Consider the following 22,154-nt stretch of genomic DNA (forward strand, 5'->3'; position numbering starts at 1 on the left):
CCGTTCATGCGGCCAGATGGCGCAGCAGGGCGGGAATCTCGGCCGGGATTTCGCGCGCCAGGTAGCCGAGGCTGCCGAAGCGCAGGGCCAGCTGTTCGCCTGCCAGCGCATGCAGGGCGATGCCCCAGGCGCACGCCTGCTCCAACGGCGCCCCGCGCGCGGCCAGGCCCGTGATGATGCCGGCCAGGGTGTCGCCGGAACCGGAAATGGCCAGGCCGATATTGCCGCCTGCATGCGTCCAGCTGGTGCCGTCGGGTATGGCGATGACGGTCAGTGCGCCTTTCAGGGCGACGATGGCGTTCCAGCGCCGCGCCGCGTCCACGGCGCAGGCATGCGCGTCGGCCAGCACGGCGTCTTTCGACAGGCCCAGTAACTGGGCCAGCTCGCCCGCGTGCGGCGTCAGCAGCACGGCTTGCTCAAAACGGAAGTGCGCGGGCTTGCGAACGACCTGCATGGCGCAGGCGTCGAGAATGAGGCGGCTGCCGGCAAACAGGGGCAGCAGGTGGCGCATCAGCTCGCAGCTGGCGGCCGTGTCGCACATGCCTGGCCCGACGAGGACGGCATCCACCTTGCTGGCCAGCGGCGCCAACTGGTGTTGCGCCTCATGCCGGAAGCCGCCCAGCGCCGTTTCGTCCAGGCCAATGACCCGCGCCTCGGGCATGGCGATGGCTACCTGTGCCGCCACCGATGCGCCCGTCGCCAGGGTCAGCTTGCCGGCGCCCGCGCGCAGCGCTGCCGTGGCCGCCAGCAGGATGGCGCCCGGCATTTCCGCCGAGCCGGCAACGATCAGCAGGTGGCCGCGCACTTCCTTGTCGCCGTCGGGCTGCGGCATGGGCAGGGGCCAGGAGCGCAGCAGGGATGGGGTGATGTCGGTGGTGTCCATGCGTGACTCCGAAAAAACTAGGACTTGGGCGCGGCCGGCATGTCGGGCTGGGCAGTAACGGGTGTGCCGGCCGCTTCCAGCGGCGCGACGAAGTTGCACAGGTCCAGCTGCAGCTTGCCGTGCTTGCCCAGGGCGGGGTTGAAGGCGTAGGAGGTGACGCCGCAGTTGGGCACGTCGGCGGCCTTGTCGATGGCCAGGATGGCGTGCTCGTCGCAGCGCTCGAGCAGGTAGCGGAAGCAGTTGACGATGACCTGGTGGCCGACGATCAGCACCCGTTCTCCCCGGTATTCGCGGGTGATGGTGTCGAGCACGCTACGCAGGCGCAGGATGACGTCGCACCAGCTTTCGCCGCCCGGCGGCCGGAAGTAAAATTTGCCGACGTGCTGGCGCTGTTCGTGCAGTTCCGGGTACTTGCTGGCGATGCCGTGCACGGTCAGGCGGTCGAGGATGCCGAATTCCTTTTCGCGCAGACGCTCGTCGGCCACCACGGAGGCGAGGCTGTCCGCATCGATGCGCGCCAGCACGGCTTGTGCCGTCTGCTGCGCCCGCACATACGGCGAGTAGAGCACCACGGTCGGTTGTTGTTCAGGGGGGAGGGTGGCGAACCAGTCGCCCAGGGCTTGCGCCTGGCGCGCGCCCAGCTCGGAGAGGGGGACGTCGACATCGCGCTCGGCGATGGCGATCAATAACTGCTTTTCCGCTTCTGCGGCATCGCGCGCCACGTTGCCGGCACTTTGGCCGTGACGCACGATCCAGATTTGCTGCGGCCATTTCTGTTCCATCGCCTTGCGCCTTCCTCTGTATTTATTGTTAATAAATATAGACGAAAGCGGCAAGGCGCGGCGCGCCGCTGGACTGCTGCTTAGGCGGCGTGTTCCGCTTCGTCCAAGTCGGGTGCGTCGTCGCTGTTGTAGACGGCCAGGTCGGTTTGTCCCATGACCCGGCTGGTGACGGTGCCGGCCGTGATCGAGCCGCTCACGTTCAGGGCCGTGCGGCCCATGTCGATCAGCGGTTCGACGGAGATCAGCAAGCCGGCCAGCGCGACGGGCAAGTCCATCGCCGACAGCACGATCAGGGCGGCAAACGTGGCGCCGCCGCCCACGCCGGCCACGCCGACGGAACCGATGGTGATGATGGCCAGCAAGGGCAGCAGGAAGCTGATCGTGAACGGGTCGACGCCGACGGTGGGAGCAATCATGACGGCCAGCATGGCGGGATAGATGCCGGCGCAGCCGTTCTGGCCGATGGTCGAACCGAACGAGGCGGCGAAGTTGGCGATGCCTTCCGGCGTGCCCAGGCGCTGCGTCTGCGTCTGCACGCTCATCGGGATCGAACCGGCGCTGGTGCGCGAGGTAAACGCGAAGGCCAGCACGGGGAAGACTTTTTTCACGAAGCGCAGCGGATTGAGGCCCACACCGGCGATGATGGCCAGGTGCACGAGGAACATCAATATCAGCGCGCTGTACGAGGCGACGACGAAGTTGATCAGTTTCAAGATGTCCGTGTAGCTCGACGACGCCACCACTTCAAACATCAGCGCGAATACGCCGTACGGCGTCAGGCGCAGCACCAGGGTGACCATGCGCATGACGATGGCGTGCGCCACTTTCATGAAGTTTTCGAAGGACGCGAAGATTTCCGGCTTCTTCACGGCGATGCCCGTGGCCGAGATGCCGATGAAGATGGAAAATACGACCACGGCGATGGTCGACGTCTTGCGCGCGCCCGTCATGTCGAGGAAGGGGTTGGTCGGCACGAAGCTGACCAGCAGTTTCGGCAGCGACAGGGCCTTCGCCGTTTCCAGCGAGCCTTGCAGCTGCACGCCGCGCGCCACTTCCGCGGCGCTCGACGTCAGGCCAACGGCCGTCAGGCCGAACAGCTTGGCCATCAGGATGCCCAGCGCGGCGGCGATGGTCGTGGTGATGAGCAGGGTGCCGATGGTCAGCGCACTGATCTTGCCCAGGGAACTTGCATCCTTGAGCTTTAGAATGGCGGAAATGATGGAGACCATGATCAGCGGCATGATGATCATCTGCAGCAGTTTGACGTAGCCGCTGCCGACGATGTCGATGTATTCATTGGTGCCGGCGATGATGGGCGAGCCGGCGCCGTACAGCCACTGCACGGCCGCACCGAGCAGCACGCCCAGGCCCAGGCCTGTAAAGACGCGCACGGTAAATGTCGCGTGTTTGCGTTGCTGGTGGAACATGAAAGCGAAGACGAGCAACGCAACGAGCAGGTTCAGGATGATGTTAATTGCCATGAAGGGGCCTTATCTTGGTTTTATTCGAGACTGCACGGAGCACATAAAACAGTACTGCAACTGACAGCTGCCCCAGCCCGGGGCGGAAGGGCAAGCACTGTACAGTACTATGGTGGCGTTTTGCGCAATACCGCTGCGAATATTACGCTATATAAATATGCTCCACAGGCATAAGTCTTCCCGCGGATTGTGAAAAAGAAGATTTCATGCAAGCATGTTTTGCTTATTTATTAATGTCGTGCCAATTTTTTCAAGGAAAAAGATGAATGCTTTAACGGAAGTGCAGGTACTCGATGCGGAAGAACGCTTGCGCCTGGCCATGATGGCCTCCGACGTGGCTGTACTGAATGTGTTGCTGGCCGATGACTTGTTGTTTACCAATCACCTGGGTCATCTGCTGAGCAAACATGCGGACCTGGCCGCGCACGAGCAGCGGCTGCTGACCATCACGGACTTGCGCGCGTCCGAGCGCCATGTGCGTGTCACTGGCAACGTGGCCGTCGTCTCCGTGCGCATGCACTTGACAGGCAGCTATCACGACGTGGAAACGCATGGCGACTTCCGTTTTACGCGCGTCTGGGCGCAGGATGCGGCCGGCGCGCTGCAAGTGATCGCCGCCCATTCCGGCGTCGTGGCTTGAGGAGCAAGAGTTAGTGGATCATCGTTCCAAAGGGCAGCTGTTGGAAGCTGTCATCGCCGCCGGCCCGGCCACCCTGGCCATCACGGCCGGCTATCCCGTGCTGTTGTACAACCTGGTGCGCACCTGGGCCGACGCCCCCGGCGCCAATGCGCTGGCCGCGTTGCTGCTGACGGGCGGCCTGTGGGCCTTGCTGGAATTCTGGCGCATCGCCCTGGCAACCGTGGCGCGCAAGGCGTATGCGTTCAACTGGCGTTTCTGGCTGGCCATCGCCGGTTTTCTCGGTTGCTTCGTGCGTTTCGTGCCGGACATGCCGGCCGGACTGATGCTGCTGTTGATGGTGCTGCCGGCGCTGGCGTGGACGCATTTCATCTTGTTGCAGATCAAGCGGCCTGGCAACTTGTAAGTTTTATTCTTCCTCTTCGGCTTCTGCTTTCAGCCAGGCTATCCGTCCATTGCCTGCCTCATCCAGATGGGCCAGCAGGGCGGTGGCCGCCGCTTCCGCCAGGCTGAAGTCGAACAGCACGTGCTCACCATGTTCCACGTTCAGCAGGGTGGCGCCGGCGCTATCGAGTTCGCGGCGCAGCATGCCTTCCATCGCATACGGCACCGTGCAGCGCAGGGTACGCTGGCGCACGATGGCCGTCTTTTCCGCTTGCAACAACGCTTGCGCCACGCTATCCGTGTAGGCCCGCACGAGACCGCCCGCGCCCAGCTTGATGCCGCCAAAGTAGCGCACCACCGTCGCCAGCACGCCTTCCAGGTCCTGGTGGCGCAGCACGTCGAGCATGGGCCGCCCGGCCGTGCCGCTCGGCTCGCCATCGTCGACGGCCGCCGACTGCCCGCCCGCCAGCAGCGCCCAGCACACATGGCAGGCGCCCGGATGCTGCGCCTTCAAATCGTTGACCACCTGCTGCGCGCTGGCGCGGTCCGTCATCGGCTGCACGCAACCGATGAAACGGCTTTTCTTGATGATCAGTTCGCTGTGGACGGGGGCGGCAATGGTAAACGGCATGGCGGGTGCGAAGGCGGGCAAAGCAGCATGATAGAGGAAATGCGCGCCGGCGACGAGCCGGTGCCGCCTAGGCGCCCGATGGCGATACCAGTTCGCGCAGCGCCGCATCGCGCACTTGCACGATGTCGAACAGTCCCAGCGCGTGCAGAGCTGGCAGCGCTTCAATAATGTCGCGCTCGGCCATGCTCCGGTCGGCGTCGCTGCTGGTCTCGTCCAGCCATAGCCGGGCATTCGCCAGGAAAGCCCCCACCGTTCCCTTGCGCACGGTGACTCCGTTGAACTGGCCCTGGTTTTGTTGATCGGGTAATACGTCTTCTGCACGCATGATGCACTCCTGAACGATGGAAAGACTCCACTGTATGATGACGGGATTGTCTTGCCTGCGTTGTTTATGTCATTCGATACGTCAAATCCGCCAATTTTTCCAGCGTCGCCGCCGTCGCCGCTGCGCGCCATGCGCATTGTCCAGCCGCAGGAGCGGGTGACGGCGGCGCACCGCCATGCCAGCGGCCAGCTGTTTGGCGCCATGCAGGGCTTGCTTTCCGTTGCCGCCGACAGCGGGCAATGGGTGGTGCCGGCCAGCCATTGCGTGTGGATGCCGCCCCATCACGTGCATGGGCTGCGTTCGCATGGCCCGTTTGCGGGCTGGAGCGTGTATGTGGACGAGGCCAGTTGCGGCGGTCTGCCCGCCGCGCCGTGCGTGATGCGCGTCTCGGGCCTGCTGCGCGAAGCGGTGGGCCGCGCCAGCGCCTGGGAAGACGGCGCGTTGGATGCGCGGCAGGCCCGGGTGGCGGGCGTGATCCTCGACGAGATCGCCGCCGCGCCGCACGAGCCGTTCGGTTTGCCTCTGCCGACGGACCCGCGCCTGCTGCGCGTGGCGCGCGCCGTGCTCGATGACCTGGCCGACGAGCGGGGCGTGGAAGCACTGGCCGCCTGGGCCGGCGTATCGCCGCGCACGCTGGCGCGCCGCTTCATGATCGAGACCGGCTTTACTCCGTCCGCCTGGCGCCAGCGCGCCCGCATCCTGCGCGCCCTGGAGCTGCTGGCCACCGGCCAGCCCGTCACGACGATTGCGCTGGACCTGGGCTACGACACCGTCAGCGCCTTTATCGCCATGTTCAAGCGGGTGATGGGCGTGACGCCGGGAAGGTATGGGGAATGGATGACATAACTGGAGCGCAAAACAAAAAAGCCAACCGCGAACGGTTGGCTTCTCTGAAGTATTTGGTAGGCCGTGCGGGATTCGAACCTGCGACCAACGGATTAAAAGTCCGCTGCTCTACCAGCTGAGCTAACGACCCAAAAACTTTACAACTGAACTGCGGTAATACTGTGCCGTATCAGCATGCTTGCATGATGACGACTGAATCTTGGTAGGCCGTGCGGGATTCGAACCTGCGACCAACGGATTAAAAGTCCGCTGCTCTACCAGCTGAGCTAACGACCCAAGGGCGGCTATTATGACGGCCAACGGCGGTTTTGGGAAGGGCCGGTGTGGATATGGGCGGAAAAAAGCCTCGCGTAGCCCTCATGCTCGGTCTCATATTGGTAGATAGCCTGCCTATATCGGATCCCATGCCTGCAACGAAGACCTTCCCATCCCCGAGCGAGCGCCGGCGCCGTCCGACGAATTGTGCACGGCGTCCAGACGTCTGCTGCATGCCACTGCTGCTATTGGGGCTGTTATTCCTGCCGGAATTGCCCCTGGATGGGCATCCGGCAGCGCAGACGAAGGACGATCAGTAGCGTTCCAGCCAGTGCGCGTAGGGCGCCGGCAGGGTCCACGAGGCGCGCTCGACGCCGAGCTCCTTGGCGGCAAAATATGCCCAGTGCGGGTTGGCCAGGTGCGCCTTGCCGACCATCACCACGTCCAGCTGTTCATCCTTGACGACGCGCTCGGCGATGGCCGGCGTGCCGAAGCCCCAGGCGGACGAGACGGGCACGCCCGCTTCGCGGCGCACGCGCTCGGCAATCGGACCCATGAAGGCCGGGCCCCACGGAATCGCCACGTCGGGAATGGTAAAGCCCATGCTGACGCTGAGCATATCCATGCCGGCATCCTTGAACTGGCGCACGAGGGCTATCGATTCGAGCAGGGTTTGCTCGTCGCGGCCATCGAATTCCAGCACGCCGAAGCGGATCGTCAGCGGCAGGTGCTCGGGCCACACTTCGCGCACGGCTTTCAAGGTTTCCAGCAGGAAGCGGCTGCGGTTTTCCACGCTGCCGCCATAGATATCGTCGCGCTGGTTCGAGTGGGCGGAAAAGAAGCTCTGCGCCAGGTAGCCGTGGGCGAAGTGCAGTTCCAGCCATTCGAAGCCCACTTCGCGGGCGCGCACGGCCGCGTCGACGAAGTTCTGTTTCACGCGGGCGATATCGTCGAGGTCCATGGCGCGCGGCACTTTCGGCAGGCCGCCACCAAAGGCGATGGCGGACGGGGCGATGGTTTGCCAGCCGCGCGCGTCGTCCTCAGCGATATGGTCGTCGCCTTCCCATGGGCGGTTGGCGCTGGCCTTGCGGCCCGCGTGGGCGATCTGGATGCCGGGCACGGAGCCGGCCGCCTTGATGGCCTTCACGACAGGCGCGAAGGCTTGCGCCAGGTCATCGTTCCAGATGCCCGTGCAGCCTGGCGTGATGCGGCCTTCGGGCGCCACGGCCGTCGCTTCGACGATCACCAGGCCGGCGCCGCCACGGGCCATGCCCGCGTAGTGCGACAGATGCCAGTCGTTGGCCTGGCCATCGACGGCCATGTACTGGCACATGGGCGGCACGGCGATGCGGTTGCGCAGGGTGATGTCTTTGAGGGTGTAGGGCTGGAAGAGGGCGGACATGGTGGCCTTTGTGTTTGTTGGTGGAAGTATTGGTGGATGCTGATTCGGTAGTTCGTAAATATTCGAAGAATAGAATTAGTATAGCGCATGCTGTATGATTCTGCTCATGCGCCCACACAAACATCCTCCCGCCAGCGAATTCGTGCTCGAACGCGTGCTCTACGCCTTGAGCGACTCCATTCGCCTCGACATCGTGCGCCACCTGGCCAGAGTCGACGCGGCCGCTTGCGGCGACCTCGACGGCGGACGGCCGAAGTCGACCGTTTCCCACCATTTCAAGGTCTTGCGCGAAGCGGGCCTCGTCTATACGGAAAACGCGGGCACGACGCACATGAATACCTTGCGCCGCGCCGATATCGAAAGCCGCTTCCCCGGCTTGCTGGACGCCATCCTGGCGCAACAGCCATTGGCACCCGAGGCGCCGGATGCGGGCGGGCAGGGCGCGTAGCGGCCTGCCGTGCCCCGCCATCTTCCAGGCTCGGCTATGATATCGGCCTTTCGGTAAGTCCCCGGCCGCGCGCCTGTTGCGCGATGGGCTGGCGACGCTACCTGGCACGGCAAGGGATGGGAATGACGGCAGCAGCAGTGGTATCACAGGCGGACCTGGCAAATCGTCCGCAGTTTGGCTGGATCAATGGTTTGAAGGCAGGCGCGGCGCAGTTGATCGTGTTGCACCACCTGGCGTTTTACGGCCCCATGTCCGACTATGTGCAGCCCCTGTGGCCCGCATTGCTGGACTGGCTGGGCGGCAGTGCGCGCATCGCCGTGCAAGTGTTCCTCGTCATCGGCGGCTTTCTCGTCGCCAAATCCCTGTCACCTGCCGGCCGTCCCGGCATCGCCACGCCGCTACAGGCGATCTGGCGCCGTTATGCCAAGCTGGCGCCGCCTTTCCTGGCTGCCACCTTGCTCGCCGCCGTCATCACGCCCGTGGCCGGCATCTGGATGCAGCACGACTCCATGTCGGCCGCCGTCACCCTGGGCCAGCTGAGCGCTCATGCCTTGCTGCTGCATGGCGTGCTCGGTTATGAGTCGCTGTCGGCCGGCGCCTGGTACGTTGCCATCGATTTCCAGCTGTACCTGCTGACGGTGTCGCTGCTGTGGCTGGGCGGCCGCCTGGCGGGCCAGCGGCGCGGGCACTGGCTGATGCCGCTGGCCGTCACCGTGGGTATTACCTTTTCCCTGCTGTATTTCAATCTCGACGCGGACTGGGACAATTGGGCGCCATATTTCTTCGGCAGCTATGGCCTTGGCATGCTGGCCTGGTGGGCCAGCGATCCGGCCCGCAAACCCGGCGCCATGACTGCACTTATGACCATGGCCGCCGTGCCCGTCCTGCTGGCCCTGGCCATCGATTACCGCAGCCGCATCGCGCTGGCCCTGATCGTCGCCTGCGCCCTGTTCCTGTTCGGCCGCGCCCGCACGCCATCCCAGGGCGCTGCTTGGAACATCATCAACACCCTGGGCCGGATCTCGTATGCCGTGTTTCTCGTCCACTTCCCCGTCAGCCTGCTGGTGAATGCCTTGTTTGTCACGTATGTACCGCTCGAGCCGGAATGGCAAGCGCTGGGCATGCTGACAGCCTGGGGCGCCAGCCTGGCGGCCGGCGCCGCGTTTTACCGCTGGGTGGAGGTGCCGCTGGGGCGGGTGATGGGCAGCGTGGTGGCGCATCTGGCGGGGAGGTCGGCGTTGGCGTCGCGTTAAGGGTGGCGATCTAGCTGCTCCGGTATTGCCTTTGGCTCAAAAATGGGGCCGGCTGTTTCTATTATTTGTTATTACAATAAATAATTAGAATCACTTTTAATGCCGCTAAGTTGATGAAGGCAAATGAACGCGAAATCGACAAATACAAGCAAAGCCTGGGGGTGATTCAGACGATGCGCCTGAGCTTACGGACGGTTTTTTTGAGCAGGGCGTCTGGCAAGCTGGGGACAAGCCCGTTTCCCGTCCCGAGGCGCGACAGGAACTAGTACGGCGTCGCGGCAGGCCTACTGGCACTGGCGGCAGGGTCAGCACGACCATACGTTTCGATGCCGAAATTCTCGATGCATTCAAGGCCACCTGCGATGGGTGGCAACCGCGCATGAGTGATGCGTTGAAGGAGTGGCTGCGGGCTCGGCGGGTGAAGTGACCTATTGCCTGGGCTAGCCTAGGTTGAGATCGTCTGCGAAAGGTGGGGCTACCCCTGCATTTCCTATAATTGGGTGGCACAGGCCACTGCCATAAAGATGGCTGTGTAGCAGGTATCGGAGATATTAACGGAAATGAGTGTTAGTCGCAGACAATAAATACTGACCATACTAGTATTTTGCTTGACTGCCCCGTAGTATTTTGCAGACAGAGGAAAAGCAGAGCTATCCGCAATAGATTTTCAAATTTTCTTATATCATGTTACTAAAATGACATTTTTTGCTCGATTAGGTTTTTCTTCGCTAATTTCAAAATTAACGAGAGCGCCAACTAAAACTGCTGCGCCTTGATGGTGAGATTTAACATCTGTCCAATGGAAAAAAAGTTCTTTACCTTTTGGTCGTGTGATGAACCCAAAGCCCTTTAGTATGTCAAAATTTTTTATTCTGCCTTCATTCATGATAGCTGGATAATAGATGTAAAGGTTTTATCGGTTTTAGTGCTAAATCTAATCTGTACGCAGTTTTTTTATCGGTTCTTCGAATTATGCTAATTTTGTGCTTGTACTTATAATATTTTTTAGCGTAGTCTTCATCCCCGTGTTTTTTTGTGTGTGATTCACCGTACTTAATGAATCGTCGACAAAGGGAAGCTATTTTTTTCAATCTTGCGGGACTATACGTGGGTTTTATTCCTCTAAGTGATAGTCGGTGGATATCGGATTTCTCTTTGTTTAACCTACTATATAATGCGACTAATCCAGAAGTTGATCCATGTGCCTTGTGGTATTTAACGTCGGTAGTCGCAACATCTGCCATTCTATTGAGTGTGTAAACTTGCCGGCCAATTGATTTTATAGTTTCCTTAGGAAGCTTGACTATATTGTTTTCGATGACCAATCCGGTAACAATCGTTTTCTTCCCAGAATTGGATGTATTTGTTACTTGATATTTCTTTTTGTTTATTTTTAAACTTTTCGAGTCAAGTAATTTTTTTACCTGCTCGTATATAAAGGTTTTGTTTCCGGAACTTATTGGTTTCTCTGAGCTAATTGTTATGTCGTCAACCAAACGAGAATAGCGCAGTTTTTTGTCCGTAAATAATTTTACCAGCTTTGGTTCTTGATCATAGAAAACCAAATTGGCAATATAAGGACTTGTTGGCGCACCTTGAGGAATGCTGCCATTTAAAGTTGTTAGCTTTACCAGTAGATCAGAAACGTCATTTGGAAATTTTAATAAATATTTAAATACAAGCTTCACATACTTTGCTTGTATTGATGGAAAAAATGAATCAATATCGAAAGCCATTACTTCGTTTGCATTTGAATGAAATTGTGCATTTCTTACAAAGTCACGTGGATTTTCTATATCTTTAATTGATCCAAATAAATACGTTGGAAAAATGCAGTTGCAGAAAATCCTACGTATAATTCTACGTTGAACTATCTTAAGTTCTTTGACTGGATCGGATATTGTTCGAAAGTCACCATTTTTTTTGGGGATTTCTGAAAGTGCGTAAAAATTCTCTGGATTTTTTGCAACTTGATATAAATATGCCTCAGACACATTAAGCATTTTTGCCAATTTAGAAATGCTTCCTATCGGAGGATGTGAGTAGCTAATATTCATAATTAAAGTTGACGGAGTGTTGTTAAGACAAATTACTAAGCAGATTCATCAAAAAATCTAGACTTTCTCTGATTAGAGCATTGACTATTAAACGAAAGAACAGTCGTAATAGGTCTTCACCTACTGTTTTTTTAAGCCCCAACCACGCCTGCCACGCAAATTGTTTGGCTTCCGGCCAAACAATGCGGTTAATACGAGATTGCTTGAGTTTTGTGATTAATAGATTCACGGAAATTTCCTTTCAGGGGTTGAGCCTATCCAGAAGTGGATAGGTCGCCTAGCCTTCAGAATCTATTTTTGACTAATGGTGAGGTGTAACCTGGTTGGGGCGAACTCCGTCACTTTTATCGTCTTACTACTGTTGTTATAAGGCGCCGGGAATTTGTGCCACATGCGGCGCGCGATGCGCGTCGCATGCAGGCCAACGTCCCGGTAGAGATATCAAGTGATATCGTTGAATCCCGGAAATAAGGACTCAACTTGGACACCAAGTCAATCTCAGCAATACTCGTATACTTTTTAAAGAGCGAAAACACGGCAGCAGAACATTTTATCCTGTGCTGTAATATTAATTTAGGGAAAATATATTGTCAAATATATTTTTAAAATATGCAACTCAACAAGTTGGAGTGTGGTGGATTTGTTGTGTGTGTAGGGAAGGGGTATTGTGCTGAAAACAAAAAAGCCAACCGCGAACGGTTGGCTTCTTCATAGTATTTGGTAGGCCGTGCGGGATTCGAACCTGCGACCAACGGATTAAAAGTCCGCTGCTCTACCAGCTGAGCTAACGACCCAAAAACTTTTTACAACAACTTCGGTAACACTGTGCCGTAAAAAAATGCTTGCTATAACAACTCGCAAGCAGATCAGTACTGCGTATTCGTGGTAGGCCGTGCGGGATTCGAACCTGCGACCAACGGATTAAAAGTCCGCTGCTCTACCAGCTGAGCTAACGACCCGAAGAAGAAAGATTATAGGGGGTGCCCGGGATTCTGTCAAACCTAACGGGCAACTTTTTCCTCGCTTTTACTTTTTGCCGCCCCGTTCCTTGGCCGCCTGGGCCGCGCTGGAGTCCGGGTAGCGCGAGATCAGCGCGTTCAGCGTCTTGGTCGCGTTCGGCTTGTCTTTCAGCTCCGTGTAGCAGCTGGCGATGTTGAGCATGGCATCGGCCGCCTTCGGGCTGTCCGGGTAGTTCTTCAGTACTGCCTGCTGGGCCGTGATGGCGCTCTTGCAGTCGCGCTGGGCGTAATAGGCGTTGCCCAGCCAGTATTGCGCGTTGGCCGCGTAGGCCGATTCCGGATAGCGTTTCACGAAGCCGTCCAGGGCCGTGACGGCACCCTTGTAGTCGCCCGACTTGAACAGGCCGAACGCGGATTCGTATGCGCTTTGCTCGGAGACGCCCACGGCCGCTTCCTGGCCGTCGATGGTGACCTGGCGCGGCTCGAGCTTGCGCAGGCGCGCGTCGATGTCGGTGTAGAAATCCTTCTGGCGCTTTTGCACATTCGCCAGGTCGTTGCCCAGCACTTCGATCTGGCCGCGCAGGCGAGCGATCTCTTGCATGGTCTGGTCGTGCTGGTTGATCAGGCTCAAGGTGCTGGTCTTGTCCGCCTTGGTGTCGATGCGGCTGTTCAGGTCGCGCGCCATGGCGTCGACCTTGGCGCGCAGCTCGAGGATGGCCTTGCGTGCTTCGTCGTCGTCGAACAGGGCGGCGTTGGCGTGCAGGGGCAGGTAGGCAAACGCGGCCATCAAGGCGGCGGCGACGCCGGCTTTCGAGAATGTCATCATGGGTCGGGCTTTCAAAGGTTACGCAAAACATGCAAACGGGGCGCCGGGCGGTGAATCACCGCGCTGCGCCCCATTATTATGCCTATGACTGGCCAGTTAGGTAAGCGTCAATGCTGCGGCGCTCACCCCTGAACATCAATAAACGATGTCAGCGCGGCGGTTTTCTGCCCATGCTGCTTCGTTGCTGCCTTGAGCTTTAGGCTTTTCTTTGCCCAGCGACACGGCTTCCATTTGGCCTTCTGGCACGCCCAGGGCAGCCATCGACTTGCGCACGGCTTCAGCACGTTTCTGGCCCAGGGCCAGATTGTACTCAGCGCCACCGCGTTCATCGGTGTTACCTTGGATCAGGATCTTGCGGCTAGGCGTTTTCACCAGGTAGCCAGCGTGGTTTTGCACGACTGGGGTGTCCGCTTCGCGCACGACGTACTTGTCGAAGTCGAAGTAGATGCTGCGGTTAGCCAGCACGCCTTTTGGATCGTCCAGTGGATCGACCGATGCGGTCGTCACTGGCTGAACTTGACGGGTGTCAACTGGAGCAACGACTTTTTCAGGAGCGCGCTCAACCACTGGGGTTTCTGCGACTTTGACTGGGGTGCTGCAGGCGGACAGCAGGGCTGCGGTAGCGGCGATGAAAGCCAAACTTTTAAAGTTACTCATTTTTATTCTCCGGGTCATGGTTAAAGGTGAAACTGTACAGCATTTACTTCATAAAAGGACCCCAGGTGGGCTCCTTGATATTGCCAGCTTGCGTAGTCAAACGCTGTTTGACGCGGCCATCCACCGATACCACTGCCAGCGACTTGCGTCGTCCGGATTCGGTCGCGTACATGATATATTTCCCGTTGGGCGAAAAGCTCGGTGATTCGTCGTTGGCGGTGTCCGACAGGCGCAGTTCCTGGCCACTAGCCAGGTCGAGCGCGTAGAGCTGGAAATTGCCGTCGCGACGGGAAATATAAGCGAGTGTCTTCCCGTCGGATGAAATCCGCGGGCTGATGTTGTAGGAGCCGCCAAACGTCACGCGCTTGGCTTCGCCGCCGCTGACCGACATGCGGTAGATTTGTGGTCCGCCGCTGCGATCGCTGGTGAAGTAAATGCTTTGGCCATCGGCCGAGAATTGAGGTTCCGTATCGATGCCGCTGCTGCTGCTGACGCGGCGCAAGCCGCTGCCGTCGGCATTGACGGTGTAGACCTGGGTATGGCCATCGCGCGACAGGGCCACGGCCAGGCGCGAGCCGTCCGGGCTCCAGCTCGGCGCCGAATTGCTGCCTTTTTCATTCGACACGATGGTGCGCTGGCGCGTCACCAGATTTTGCACGTAGACAATCGGCTTTTTCTTTTCAAACGACACATACGCGACCTTGGTGCCATCCGGCGACCACGATGGCGAAATGATCGGCTCGTTCGAGCGCAGGGCAACCTGGATGCCTTCGCCATCGGCGTCGGCCACTTCCAGGCGGTACTCGCGGCCCGATTGCGTGACGTAGGCGATGCGCGTGGCGAACGCGCCCTTGACGCCCGTCAGCTTTTCATAGATGTCATCGGCGATCTTGTGCGCCAGCAAGCGGTTGAACTGCGGCGCGGCCGCATTGTTCATGCTGGAGATCTGGGCGCCCTTGATGGTGTCGAACAGCTTGTAGCGCACGTCCAGGCGGCCATCGGCCATGCTTTGCACGGTGCCGGCCGCCAGCGCGTCGGCGCCGCGCGACTTCCACTGTTCGTAGCTGACGGGCGCCGTTTCCGATACGGGCGCATCGGCGTCGATCAGCTTGAACACGCCGCTGCGCGCCAGGTCGGCCTTGATAATGCCAGACAGCGATTGCGGCGCCGCCGATTCATTGACGAAGCTGGCGACAGCCACCGGGATCTGGTTGCTGCCGATCCCCGTAATCTCCACGCGCAGCTGCGCCTGGGCGCTTGACGCTCCCAGCACCAGGCTGGCGCAGAGCACGACATAGCTCATTTTTTTCATGGTCATCATTTAGGCAAATCCTTCATCTCGAATATGAGTTCAATCTCGCGTTCCACGGTGCCGTCTTTTTTCTTCGGCAGTGGCGACGATTTATTAATGGCGTTTTCCACCGAGCTGTCATACGCCGGCAGGCCGCTACTTTTAATCTTTCGGACCGAAATAATTTCCCCAGTTGGCAGTTGCTCGATCTTGAACACGGCGCGCGGGTTGCCCGGCACGTCCGTGCTACCGCTGTACGCGATATTGCTCTTGATCTTGCTCGTCAGGGCAGCGACATAGCCGCTGTCCTTGCGTGGCGCGGTCGCTTTCGCGGCCGTGCCCGTCGTGCCGGCGCCCGCCGCACCCGTGATGCGGCTCATTTCCGCGGCGCGCGCCTTGTCGGCGGCTTTTTTCTCTTCCGCCGCTTTTTTCGCCTTGGCGGCTTTTTCCGCCGCCGCTTTTTTCTCGGACAGTTCTTTCTCGGCTTTTTCTTCCGCCGCCTTTTCTTTCTCTTTGGCTTCCTTGGCTTTCTCCAGCTTGTCGGCCTTTTCTTTTTCCAGCTTTTCAGCCTTGTCTTTTTCTTTCTGCTTCTGTTTTTCCAGTTCGCGCTTTTCTTCCTCGCGTTCCTTCAATTCCTGCTTGCGGCGTTCTTCCGCTGCCGCTTTGTCTTTTTCTTCCTTCAGCTTGGCCTTCTTGCGCTCGAGGGCGATCTCAGCCTCGCGCAGATCGACCTTCGGCTCGGGCGCTGCCACGGGCGGCGGTGGCGGCGGAGCCGGCTGTTCCACTTGCGGTTCCGGCGGCGGCGCCGGTGTCGGCTCCGGTTCCGTCGCCACGTCAGGCGGCGGCGCGGCCGTCTGCACTTTCATATCCCACACTTCCGCTTCGACGGCGACAGGTTCCGTATTTTGCCAGTGTACGCCCACCCACAGGAAAAACAGCAGCCCAAGGTGCATCGCCAGCGCCAGGCCCAGCGAGGGCCAGCGGCTGCGTTCGCGCGGCACGCTGTAGGGCTTGCCGAGTACATGGTCGATTTGTTTGTTCTGCAAAGTCTAGTCTATCTAAAAACGGTCAAGTCTGGAAACAGGGTGCTGCGCTTACTTGGTGGCCAGGCCGACGCGGGTAATGCCCATCTTTTTCGCTTCCGAAATGAGCTGGATCACATCGTCGTACTTGCTTTCCTTGTCGCCCGCGATCATCACGGGATAGTCGGGATTGCTTTCATGCAAACCGCGCAGCTTGCGCAGCAGGGCGTCGCGGTTCGGCTCCGTTTCCGGCGACAGCTGTTCCTTGCCGATGACGCCGATCGACAGCGAACCATTCGGTTTCAGCACGATCTGAATATAGTCATCGGGCGGTTTGGCCGACTTTTCCGCGTTGGGCAAGTTCACCACGCTGGGATTGTTCGACGACGGCATCACCATGAAAATGATCAGCAGTACCAGCATCACGTCGATATACGGCACGACGTTGATCTCGGACTTGAACTTGCGGCCACGGCCACCGCGCATGCCGCCGCTATTGAATGAGGAACCCATGGACGCTGCTCCCTCTTAGCGCGACTGGCGCTGCAGGATGTTGGAGAATTCCTCGACGAAGCTTTCGAAGCGGATCGCCAGACGGTCGATGTCATGCGAAAAACGGTTGTAGGCGACGACGGCGGGAATGGCCGCGAACAGGCCGATGGCGGTGGCGATCAGCGCTTCGGCAATGCCGGGCGCGACGGCGGCCAGGGTGGCTTGCTGCACGTTGGCCAGGCCGCGGAAGGCGTTCATGATGCCCCAGACGGTGCCGAGCAGGCCGATGTACGGCGAGACTGAGCCGACGGAAGCGAGGAAGGCCAGATGCGATTCGAGCACGTCCATTTCACGCTGGAACGCGGCGCGCATGGCGCGGCGTGCGCCGTCGAGCACGGCGCCCACGTCCAGCGCTTCGCGCGAACCGTAGGAAGCCTTGCCCTTGATGAATTCGCCCATGCCGGCGTCGAAGATGCGGGCCAGCGCGCCGCTCTGGTCGCGGTTGCCGCTGGCGTTCTGGTGCAGCGCATGCAGGTTGCCGCCGGCCCAGAAGCTGCGTTCGAATTCGATGGTTTGCTTGCGCGCCTGGCGCACGGCAAACATCTTGCGGAAAATGTAGGTCCAGCTGGTCAGGGAAATCAGCAGCAGCAGGGCCATGATCAGTTGCACGATCAAATGGGCATTGGAGATGAGCGCGAGGAAAGAAAGATCTTGTGTAACGTTCATTGGCTGGCAGTCTGTTGGGTGAATTGTCCGGGAGTGGCGGGTAGGGCTCAGGCGGCGCGCATGCGGGCCGCGACTGCATCAGGCACGGCGCGCGGGCGCAGTGCCGAATCGACGCAGCCGATCTTGACGCGGGCCGTATTGAGCAGGCGGTTGCCGCACCAGGCTTGTTGCAGGAAAACGATGGAGGCGCGCCCCATTTTTTCTATGCTTAAGGTTAATCTTACCGTGTCATCGAGCCTGGCTGGCGCATGATAGTCGGCGTTGACGCTTTTGACAACGAACATTGCATCGTGCTGCTCCAGCAATTCCTGCTGGCCCACGTCGATGGCGCGCAGCCATTCGGTACGCGCGCGTTCGAAGAATTTCAGGTAATTTGCGTAATAGACGATGCCGCCGGCGTCGGTGTCTTCATAGTAGACACGTACGTTCCAGGTAAAGACTGAAGGCATGTTTATTGCGCCAGTAGTGAGATTGAGCAACATTTTACGCGATTTTTCTTCTTGTGACTGTGGGCGCTTGCTGGAAAGCCATGCAAAAGCTGCATATAAGTTGCACCGCAGCATTGTAAATCCGGCGTGTGCAATGGCAAGCTTCGTAACATACGCTTACATGCCATGGCCAGGTTTAAGTTCAGCTTAAAAGCCGCAGTCATGCCCCGGGGCAGCTTGTGGCCGCACCCTGGCTGGGGTGGCGCGCGGCGATTATAGCCGCACGGTTGCATTCCTTGCTCAATTTGGGCACTTAACTTACAATTTGGCTTCCATTACGTCTCACGTGACTGGCGAAAAGTCGGGCGATCTCCATGAATGGCGATCGGCAAACCGGCGAAAGGTGGGCATCCACCGGGAAACGTGAGATTTTTCATCAGCCGTTCGCCTGGGTAGCCACTATGGAAAAGCACGAAGAGGCTGCCTGTCCAATGTTGTTATTCACTTAACGCCGGCTCCCCTCATTCGATCCAACCTGCCAGTACAAGCACCCTCATACTTGGAGTTTTTACATGTTTGCAAAAGATCACAACCTCGCCAACGTCGATCCTGAATTGTTCGCCGTCATCCAAAAAGAGAATACGCGCCAGCACGACCACATCGAACTGATCGCGTCGGAGAACTACACGTCGCCAGCCGTAATGGAAGCGCAAGGCTCGCAGCTGACGAATAAATATGCCGAAGGCTACCCAGGCAAGCGCTACTACGGTGGCTGCGAATACGTCGACGTGGCCGAGCAACTGGCCATCGACCGCGTGAAACAGCTGTTCGGCGCCGAATGCGCGAACGTGCAGCCGAATTCCGGCTCGCAGGCGAACCAGGGCGTGTTCTTCGCCATGCTGAAACCAGGCGACCTGATCATGGGTATGTCGCTGGCCGAAGGCGGCCACCTGACCCACGGCATGCCGCTGAACATGTCCGGCAAATGGTTTGACGTCGTCTCCTACGGCTTGACGGCGGAAGAAGACATCGACTACGAGGCAATGGAGCGCCTGGCCCGCGAACGCAAGCCGAAACTGATCATCGCTGGCGCGTCGGCGTTCTCGAAAAAGATCGACTTCGAACGCTTCAGCAAGATCGCCAAGGAAGTTGGCGCGTATTTCATGGTCGACATGGCCCACTACGCCGGCCTGATCGCCGCCGGCCTGTACCCGAACCCGGTGCCGTTCGCCGACTTCGTCACCTCGACCACGCACAAATCCCTGCGCGGCCCGCGCGGCGGCATCATCCTGATGAAGGCCGAACACGAAAAAGCCATCAACTCGGCCATCTTCCCTGGTATCCAGGGCGGCCCGCTGATGCACGTGATCGCCGGCAAGGCCGTCGCCTTCAAGGAAGCGCTGAGCCCTGAATTCGTCGAATACCAGAAGCAAGTGATCAAGAACGCCGACGTGCTGGCGAAAACCCTGATCAAGCGCGGCCTGCGCATCGTGTCCGGCGGCACCGAATCGCACGTCATGCTGGTCGACCTGCGCGCCAAGAACCTGACGGGCAAGGAAGCCGAAGCCATCCTCGGTTCCGCGCACATCACCTGCAACAAGAACGGCATCCCGAACGACCCGCAAAAGCCATTCGTCACCTCGGGCATCCGCCTGGGCAGCCCGGCGATGACGACGCGCGGTTTCAAGGAAGCGCAAGCGGAAGAAGTGGGCAACTTGATCGCCGACGTGCTGGACAATCCGCATGACGCCGCCACCATCGAGCGCGTGAAAGCGGCCGTGAAAGTGCTGGCCGACGCGCACCCGGTATACGCAGCTTAAGAGCCTGTTCCGGTGAAGGAATACATCTACAGCAGACAGCCCCTCGGAAGCGGGTACTGCGTTGCTCGTCGTAGCATGGCTAGTCATGCGTCCTCCTCGCGCCTTGTCCGCGCGACCGATGAGCAATCTGCTGCAGACGCTCCTTACCGGAATAGTCGCTAATTATTTGTCCAGAATGTGTCATACGGAGTAAGATTCTGTATGACACATTCCAGTCGTGCCCAAGGGCGCCCGGAGTGATTCGGGCGCCCTTTGTACAAGGGCGGCGATTTCCCGTAATTATTACTATAAAGTTGTAGCCAGCCCATGAAATGTCCATTTTGCCAGCACGGCGACACCCAGGTTCTCGATACGCGCGTATCGGAGGAAGGGGATGCCATTCGGCGCCGCCGCCGTTGCGGCAAATGCGACAAGCGTTTTACCACGTACGAGCGCATTGAACTTATCATGCCGGCCGTCGTCAAAAAGAATGGCAGCCGGACGGAGTTCGCTGCGGATAAGTTGCGCGGCAGTTTGATGCTGGCCTTGCGCAAGCGTCCCGTCGCGGCCGCCTCCGTGGATACGGCCATCGCGTCCATCCAGGAAAAACTGTTGACCAGCGGCTTGCGCGAAGTCGATTCCGGCTATATCGGCGAACTCGTCATGCAAGAATTGAAGCGCCTGGACAAGATCGCCTACATCCGCTTCGCCTCCGTCTACAAGAACTTCGAAGACCTGGCCGAGTTCCAGGATGCGATTGCCGAAGTGGGACAGGCACGCAAGCCCTGACGTTCACTTCGCCGACAACGGGGCTACTCATGCGCCCCGTTTTCACCACGCCAGCGTTCGCCTGGCAAGCGGCCTGATCAATTCAACGCTGTTCTTCTCACCTTATCGCCGTCCTGTTTGCGCTAGCGCAGATCCGGTTTTTTGCGCGCGCCTATCTTGTAGCTGGGCCGCCTGTTCTTGCGACTCTTTCTGCGGAAGGGAGTAGCGCATGCGCAATGGCGGTCGCACTATGTTTCCTGCGGGTGGCAGCAGCCTCGTCGAGGTGCTCGTGTCGCTGCTGCTGTTGGCACTGGGCCTGCTCGGTGCCAGTATCCTGCAACTGAATTCCCTGCGCGCGCGCCATGAGTCGGCGTTGTTGTCGGCGGGCGTGCAACTGGCCGCCGGCATGGCCGAGCGCATGCGCGCAAACAGCGTGCTCATGAATGGACCCGATGCGGGCAATCCCTACCTGAACGTGGCCTATGCGGCGGCGGACGGCGCCGACGCTGGCGGCGGTGCGCCGGACTGCTTCGGTGCCGCCGCCTGCGGTGCGGCTGAACTGGCGCAATTCGATATCGCCGAATGGAAGCAATGGCTGCATGCGGCCTTGCCCGGCGCGCGTCTGCACATTTGCCGCGACCTCGCCGCGTGGGACGCTGCCGCCCAGGGTTTGCACTGGGCTTGCAGCGGCGGCAAGGGGGCGCCCATCGTCATCAAGCTGGGCTGGCGCGCCCGCCTGTCCGATGGCTCGTCCGCGGAGAATGCGGCAGGCGAGTCGCTGCCCAGGCTGGCATTCCAGCTGGGCGGAGGCGGCGCATGAAGCGCGTGCATATCGCGTGGCGCCGGCAGCGCGGCATGAGCCTGGTCGAATTGCTGGTGGCCCTGTCGCTCGGCGCGTTGCTGATGTTGGCGGCCAGTAGCGTGTTGCTGGCCGCCAGCGGCAGTTATGGCGACCAGTCCTCCAGCGCGCGGCTGGATGACAACGGCCGCTATGCGCTCGATACCATCGCCCGCGCCGTGCGCCAGACGGCGTACGTGAACTGGGATAGCAGCGCCGCGCCCGTCGACCATGCCGATGACGACAGCGCCAATGTGGCCGGGCTCGACGCGCGCAGCCTGGGCAAGAGCAGCGAAGGCATCAGCGGCGCGCTGCCCGGCGCCCTGCATGGCAGCGATGTGCTGGCCTTGCGCTATTACGGCACCGGCAAGGAAGAGGGCGGCGACGGTTCCGTGCTCAATTGCGCGGGTTTTGGCGTGGGCGCCGCGCAAACGGAGGCGCAGCGGGGCTGGAGCATTTTCTATGTAGCGCAGGGTGCCGATGGCGAGGGGGAATTGCGCTGCAAATACCGTGGCGCGAACGGCTGGGGCGCGGATGCCATCATCCGCGGCGTCGACGCTTTCCAGGTGCTGTATGGCCTCGACACGGATACGCCGGCCGACGGCGTGGCGAACCGCTATGTCAACGCCAGCGCGCTCGACGCCTACGATGCGGCGCTGGTGCTGGTTGGCGCGGACGCGGCCGCGCGCCAGCGCGATTTTCACCGGCGCACGCACTGGAAGCGCGTGGCCAGCGTGCGCGTGGCGCTGCTATTGCATGGCGAGGCGGGCCAGGCGGACAAGATGGCGGAACTGGGGCCGGCGCAGTTCGATCTGTTCGGCAAGGCGTATGCCGAGGCGCACGGCGCCGGGGACACGGGCGTGCGCATCGCGCGCGCGTCCTTGCCCGCCGCAACGCGCTCCCGGCTGCGGCAACTGGCGCAGACGAGCATCATGCTGCGCAACGGGCCGGCCTAGGCGGGCGG

At 59.7% G+C, this 22,154-nt stretch carries 26 protein-coding genes, 4 tRNA genes and 1 riboswitch; of the genes, 10 read left to right on the top strand and 20 right to left on the bottom strand.

Annotated elements, in window-relative coordinates; genetic code table 11:
* Window positions 1–4: 4 nt before the first annotated feature.
* From BLT98_RS23915 to BLT98_RS23925, 3 genes are all read right to left on the bottom strand, one after another.
* The gene (locus BLT98_RS23915) at window positions 5–883 is read right to left on the bottom strand and encodes an NAD(P)H-hydrate dehydratase (protein ID WP_092612181.1); all 879 of its coding nucleotides are present in this window, start codon (window positions 881–883) and stop codon (window positions 5–7) included.
* A gap of 17 nt (window positions 884–900) precedes the next feature.
* Complete coding sequence (locus BLT98_RS23920; protein WP_034785117.1) at window positions 901–1,665, bottom strand: histidine phosphatase family protein; 765 nt, start codon at window positions 1,663–1,665, stop codon at window positions 901–903.
* Window positions 1,666–1,745: 80 nt separating this feature from the next.
* Window positions 1,746–3,146, bottom strand: coding sequence for an L-cystine transporter (locus BLT98_RS23925; RefSeq protein ID WP_092612184.1), 1,401 nt, complete (start codon window positions 3,144–3,146; stop codon window positions 1,746–1,748).
* 262 nt (window positions 3,147–3,408) lie between these two features.
* On the opposite strand from BLT98_RS23925, the gene BLT98_RS23930 reads away from it, so the two are divergent.
* Both BLT98_RS23930 and BLT98_RS23935 read left to right on the top strand, forming a co-directional pair.
* A complete protein-coding gene (locus BLT98_RS23930) occupies window positions 3,409–3,786 on the top strand; it encodes a nuclear transport factor 2 family protein (RefSeq protein ID WP_034785122.1) in 378 nt (125 codons plus the stop codon).
* 13 nt (window positions 3,787–3,799) lie between these two features.
* A complete protein-coding gene (locus tag BLT98_RS23935) occupies window positions 3,800–4,189 on the top strand; it encodes a hypothetical protein (RefSeq protein ID WP_070278007.1) in 390 nt (129 codons plus the stop codon).
* Between the two features lie 3 nt (window positions 4,190–4,192).
* Here BLT98_RS23935 and BLT98_RS23940 read toward each other — a convergent pair whose 3' ends face one another.
* Together BLT98_RS23940 and BLT98_RS23945 are read right to left on the bottom strand one after the other, a co-directional pair.
* Window positions 4,193–4,798, bottom strand: a complete 606-nt coding sequence (locus BLT98_RS23940) for an IMPACT family protein (protein ID WP_092612187.1) — start codon at window positions 4,796–4,798, stop codon at window positions 4,193–4,195.
* 67 nt (window positions 4,799–4,865) lie between these two features.
* Window positions 4,866–5,123, bottom strand: coding sequence for a hypothetical protein (locus tag BLT98_RS23945; RefSeq protein WP_070278009.1), 258 nt, complete (start codon window positions 5,121–5,123; stop codon window positions 4,866–4,868).
* Between the two features lie 129 nt (window positions 5,124–5,252).
* Between BLT98_RS23945 and BLT98_RS23950 the strand changes: the two genes are divergently transcribed.
* Entirely contained in the window at window positions 5,253–5,969 is a 717-nt protein-coding gene (locus BLT98_RS23950) for an AraC family transcriptional regulator (protein WP_244517673.1), read from the top strand.
* A 54-nt stretch (window positions 5,970–6,023) separates the two neighbouring features.
* Here the strand turns inward: BLT98_RS23950 and BLT98_RS23955 are convergent.
* The 3 genes from BLT98_RS23955 to BLT98_RS23965 all read right to left on the bottom strand — a co-directional run bounded on the left by BLT98_RS23955 (window position 6,024) and on the right by BLT98_RS23965 (window position 7,626).
* Window positions 6,024–6,099: transfer RNA gene (locus BLT98_RS23955), tRNA-Lys, on the bottom strand.
* Window positions 6,100–6,169: 70 nt separating this feature from the next.
* Window positions 6,170–6,245: transfer RNA gene (locus tag BLT98_RS23960), tRNA-Lys, on the bottom strand.
* 292 nt (window positions 6,246–6,537) lie between these two features.
* Window positions 6,538–7,626 (bottom strand): NADH:flavin oxidoreductase/NADH oxidase, encoded by a 1,089-nt coding sequence (locus tag BLT98_RS23965; protein ID WP_092612190.1) that lies wholly within the window; start codon window positions 7,624–7,626, stop codon window positions 6,538–6,540.
* A 106-nt stretch (window positions 7,627–7,732) separates the two neighbouring features.
* Between BLT98_RS23965 and BLT98_RS23970 the strand changes: the two genes are divergently transcribed.
* The 3 genes from BLT98_RS23970 to BLT98_RS23980 all read left to right on the top strand — a co-directional run bounded on the left by BLT98_RS23970 (window position 7,733) and on the right by BLT98_RS23980 (window position 9,754).
* Complete coding sequence (locus BLT98_RS23970) at window positions 7,733–8,074, top strand: ArsR/SmtB family transcription factor (RefSeq protein ID WP_052140607.1); 342 nt, start codon at window positions 7,733–7,735, stop codon at window positions 8,072–8,074.
* A gap of 122 nt (window positions 8,075–8,196) precedes the next feature.
* On the top strand, window positions 8,197–9,327 hold the full coding sequence (locus BLT98_RS23975; RefSeq protein ID WP_092612193.1) for an acyltransferase family protein: 1,131 nt from the start codon (window positions 8,197–8,199) through the stop codon (window positions 9,325–9,327).
* A 142-nt stretch (window positions 9,328–9,469) separates the two neighbouring features.
* Window positions 9,470–9,754 carry a BrnA antitoxin family protein gene (locus BLT98_RS23980; RefSeq protein WP_092612628.1) on the top strand — a complete coding sequence of 95 codons (285 nt, stop codon included), beginning with the start codon at window positions 9,470–9,472 and terminating at the stop codon, window positions 9,752–9,754.
* Window positions 9,755–10,009: 255 nt separating this feature from the next.
* Here BLT98_RS23980 and BLT98_RS23985 read toward each other — a convergent pair whose 3' ends face one another.
* From BLT98_RS23985 to ybgC, 12 genes are all read right to left on the bottom strand, one after another.
* Window positions 10,010–10,213 (bottom strand): cold-shock protein, encoded by a 204-nt coding sequence (locus BLT98_RS23985; RefSeq protein ID WP_081922733.1) that lies wholly within the window; start codon window positions 10,211–10,213, stop codon window positions 10,010–10,012.
* Window positions 10,206–11,384 (bottom strand): reverse transcriptase family protein, encoded by a 1,179-nt coding sequence (locus BLT98_RS23990; protein WP_092612196.1) that lies wholly within the window; start codon window positions 11,382–11,384, stop codon window positions 10,206–10,208. The genes BLT98_RS23985 and BLT98_RS23990 overlap by 8 nt, the downstream gene beginning before the upstream one ends.
* A 22-nt stretch (window positions 11,385–11,406) precedes the next feature.
* Window positions 11,407–11,613 carry a hypothetical protein gene (locus BLT98_RS28940; protein WP_139179360.1) on the bottom strand — a complete coding sequence of 69 codons (207 nt, stop codon included), beginning with the start codon at window positions 11,611–11,613 and terminating at the stop codon, window positions 11,407–11,409.
* 489 nt (window positions 11,614–12,102) lie between these two features.
* Window positions 12,103–12,178, bottom strand: a tRNA-Lys gene (locus BLT98_RS23995).
* Window positions 12,179–12,267: 89 nt separating this feature from the next.
* Window positions 12,268–12,343, bottom strand: a tRNA-Lys gene (locus BLT98_RS24000).
* Window positions 12,344–12,410: 67 nt separating this feature from the next.
* The gene (ybgF, locus tag BLT98_RS24005; RefSeq protein ID WP_034786577.1) at window positions 12,411–13,169 is read right to left on the bottom strand and encodes a tol-pal system protein YbgF; all 759 of its coding nucleotides are present in this window, start codon (window positions 13,167–13,169) and stop codon (window positions 12,411–12,413) included.
* Window positions 13,170–13,304: 135 nt separating this feature from the next.
* Window positions 13,305–13,826: a peptidoglycan-associated lipoprotein Pal gene (gene pal, locus BLT98_RS24010; protein ID WP_034786578.1), complete on the bottom strand. Its 522-nt coding sequence runs from the start codon at window positions 13,824–13,826 to the stop codon at window positions 13,305–13,307.
* Between the two features lie 43 nt (window positions 13,827–13,869).
* On the bottom strand, window positions 13,870–15,147 hold the full coding sequence (tolB, locus tag BLT98_RS24015; RefSeq protein ID WP_080753660.1) for a Tol-Pal system beta propeller repeat protein TolB: 1,278 nt from the start codon (window positions 15,145–15,147) through the stop codon (window positions 13,870–13,872).
* Window positions 15,144–16,163: a cell envelope integrity protein TolA gene (gene tolA / locus BLT98_RS24020; protein ID WP_081345451.1), complete on the bottom strand. Its 1,020-nt coding sequence runs from the start codon at window positions 16,161–16,163 to the stop codon at window positions 15,144–15,146. Before tolA ends, tolB begins: the two co-directional genes overlap by 4 nt.
* A gap of 48 nt (window positions 16,164–16,211) precedes the next feature.
* Complete coding sequence (locus tag BLT98_RS24025) at window positions 16,212–16,652, bottom strand: ExbD/TolR family protein (protein ID WP_223278896.1); 441 nt, start codon at window positions 16,650–16,652, stop codon at window positions 16,212–16,214.
* 15 nt (window positions 16,653–16,667) lie between these two features.
* Complete coding sequence (gene tolQ / locus BLT98_RS24030) at window positions 16,668–17,357, bottom strand: protein TolQ (protein WP_034759183.1); 690 nt, start codon at window positions 17,355–17,357, stop codon at window positions 16,668–16,670.
* Window positions 17,358–17,404: 47 nt separating this feature from the next.
* Complete coding sequence (gene ybgC, locus BLT98_RS24035; RefSeq protein WP_092612199.1) at window positions 17,405–17,806, bottom strand: tol-pal system-associated acyl-CoA thioesterase; 402 nt, start codon at window positions 17,804–17,806, stop codon at window positions 17,405–17,407.
* A gap of 315 nt (window positions 17,807–18,121) precedes the next feature.
* A riboswitch (ZMP/ZTP riboswitch) is annotated at window positions 18,122–18,246 on the top strand.
* A gap of 111 nt (window positions 18,247–18,357) precedes the next feature.
* Here ybgC and glyA point away from each other — a divergent pair.
* The 4 genes from glyA (at window position 18,358) to BLT98_RS24055 (ending at window position 22,146) form a co-directional block, all read left to right on the top strand.
* The gene (gene glyA, locus BLT98_RS24040) at window positions 18,358–19,605 is read left to right on the top strand and encodes a serine hydroxymethyltransferase (protein WP_034786580.1); all 1,248 of its coding nucleotides are present in this window, start codon (window positions 18,358–18,360) and stop codon (window positions 19,603–19,605) included.
* A gap of 306 nt (window positions 19,606–19,911) precedes the next feature.
* A complete protein-coding gene (nrdR, locus tag BLT98_RS24045) occupies window positions 19,912–20,373 on the top strand; it encodes a transcriptional regulator NrdR (protein WP_034759169.1) in 462 nt (153 codons plus the stop codon).
* A gap of 229 nt (window positions 20,374–20,602) precedes the next feature.
* Entirely contained in the window at window positions 20,603–21,172 is a 570-nt protein-coding gene (gene pilV / locus BLT98_RS24050; protein ID WP_092612631.1) for a type IV pilus modification protein PilV, read from the top strand.
* Window positions 21,169–22,146: a PilW family protein gene (locus BLT98_RS24055; protein ID WP_092612202.1), complete on the top strand. Its 978-nt coding sequence runs from the start codon at window positions 21,169–21,171 to the stop codon at window positions 22,144–22,146. Before pilV ends, BLT98_RS24055 begins: the two co-directional genes overlap by 4 nt.
* Window positions 22,147–22,154: the final 8 nt, after the last annotated feature.

Source organism: Janthinobacterium sp. YR213, from assembly GCF_900099875.1.
GTDB lineage: Bacteria > Pseudomonadota > Gammaproteobacteria > Burkholderiales > Burkholderiaceae_D > Janthinobacterium > Janthinobacterium lividum.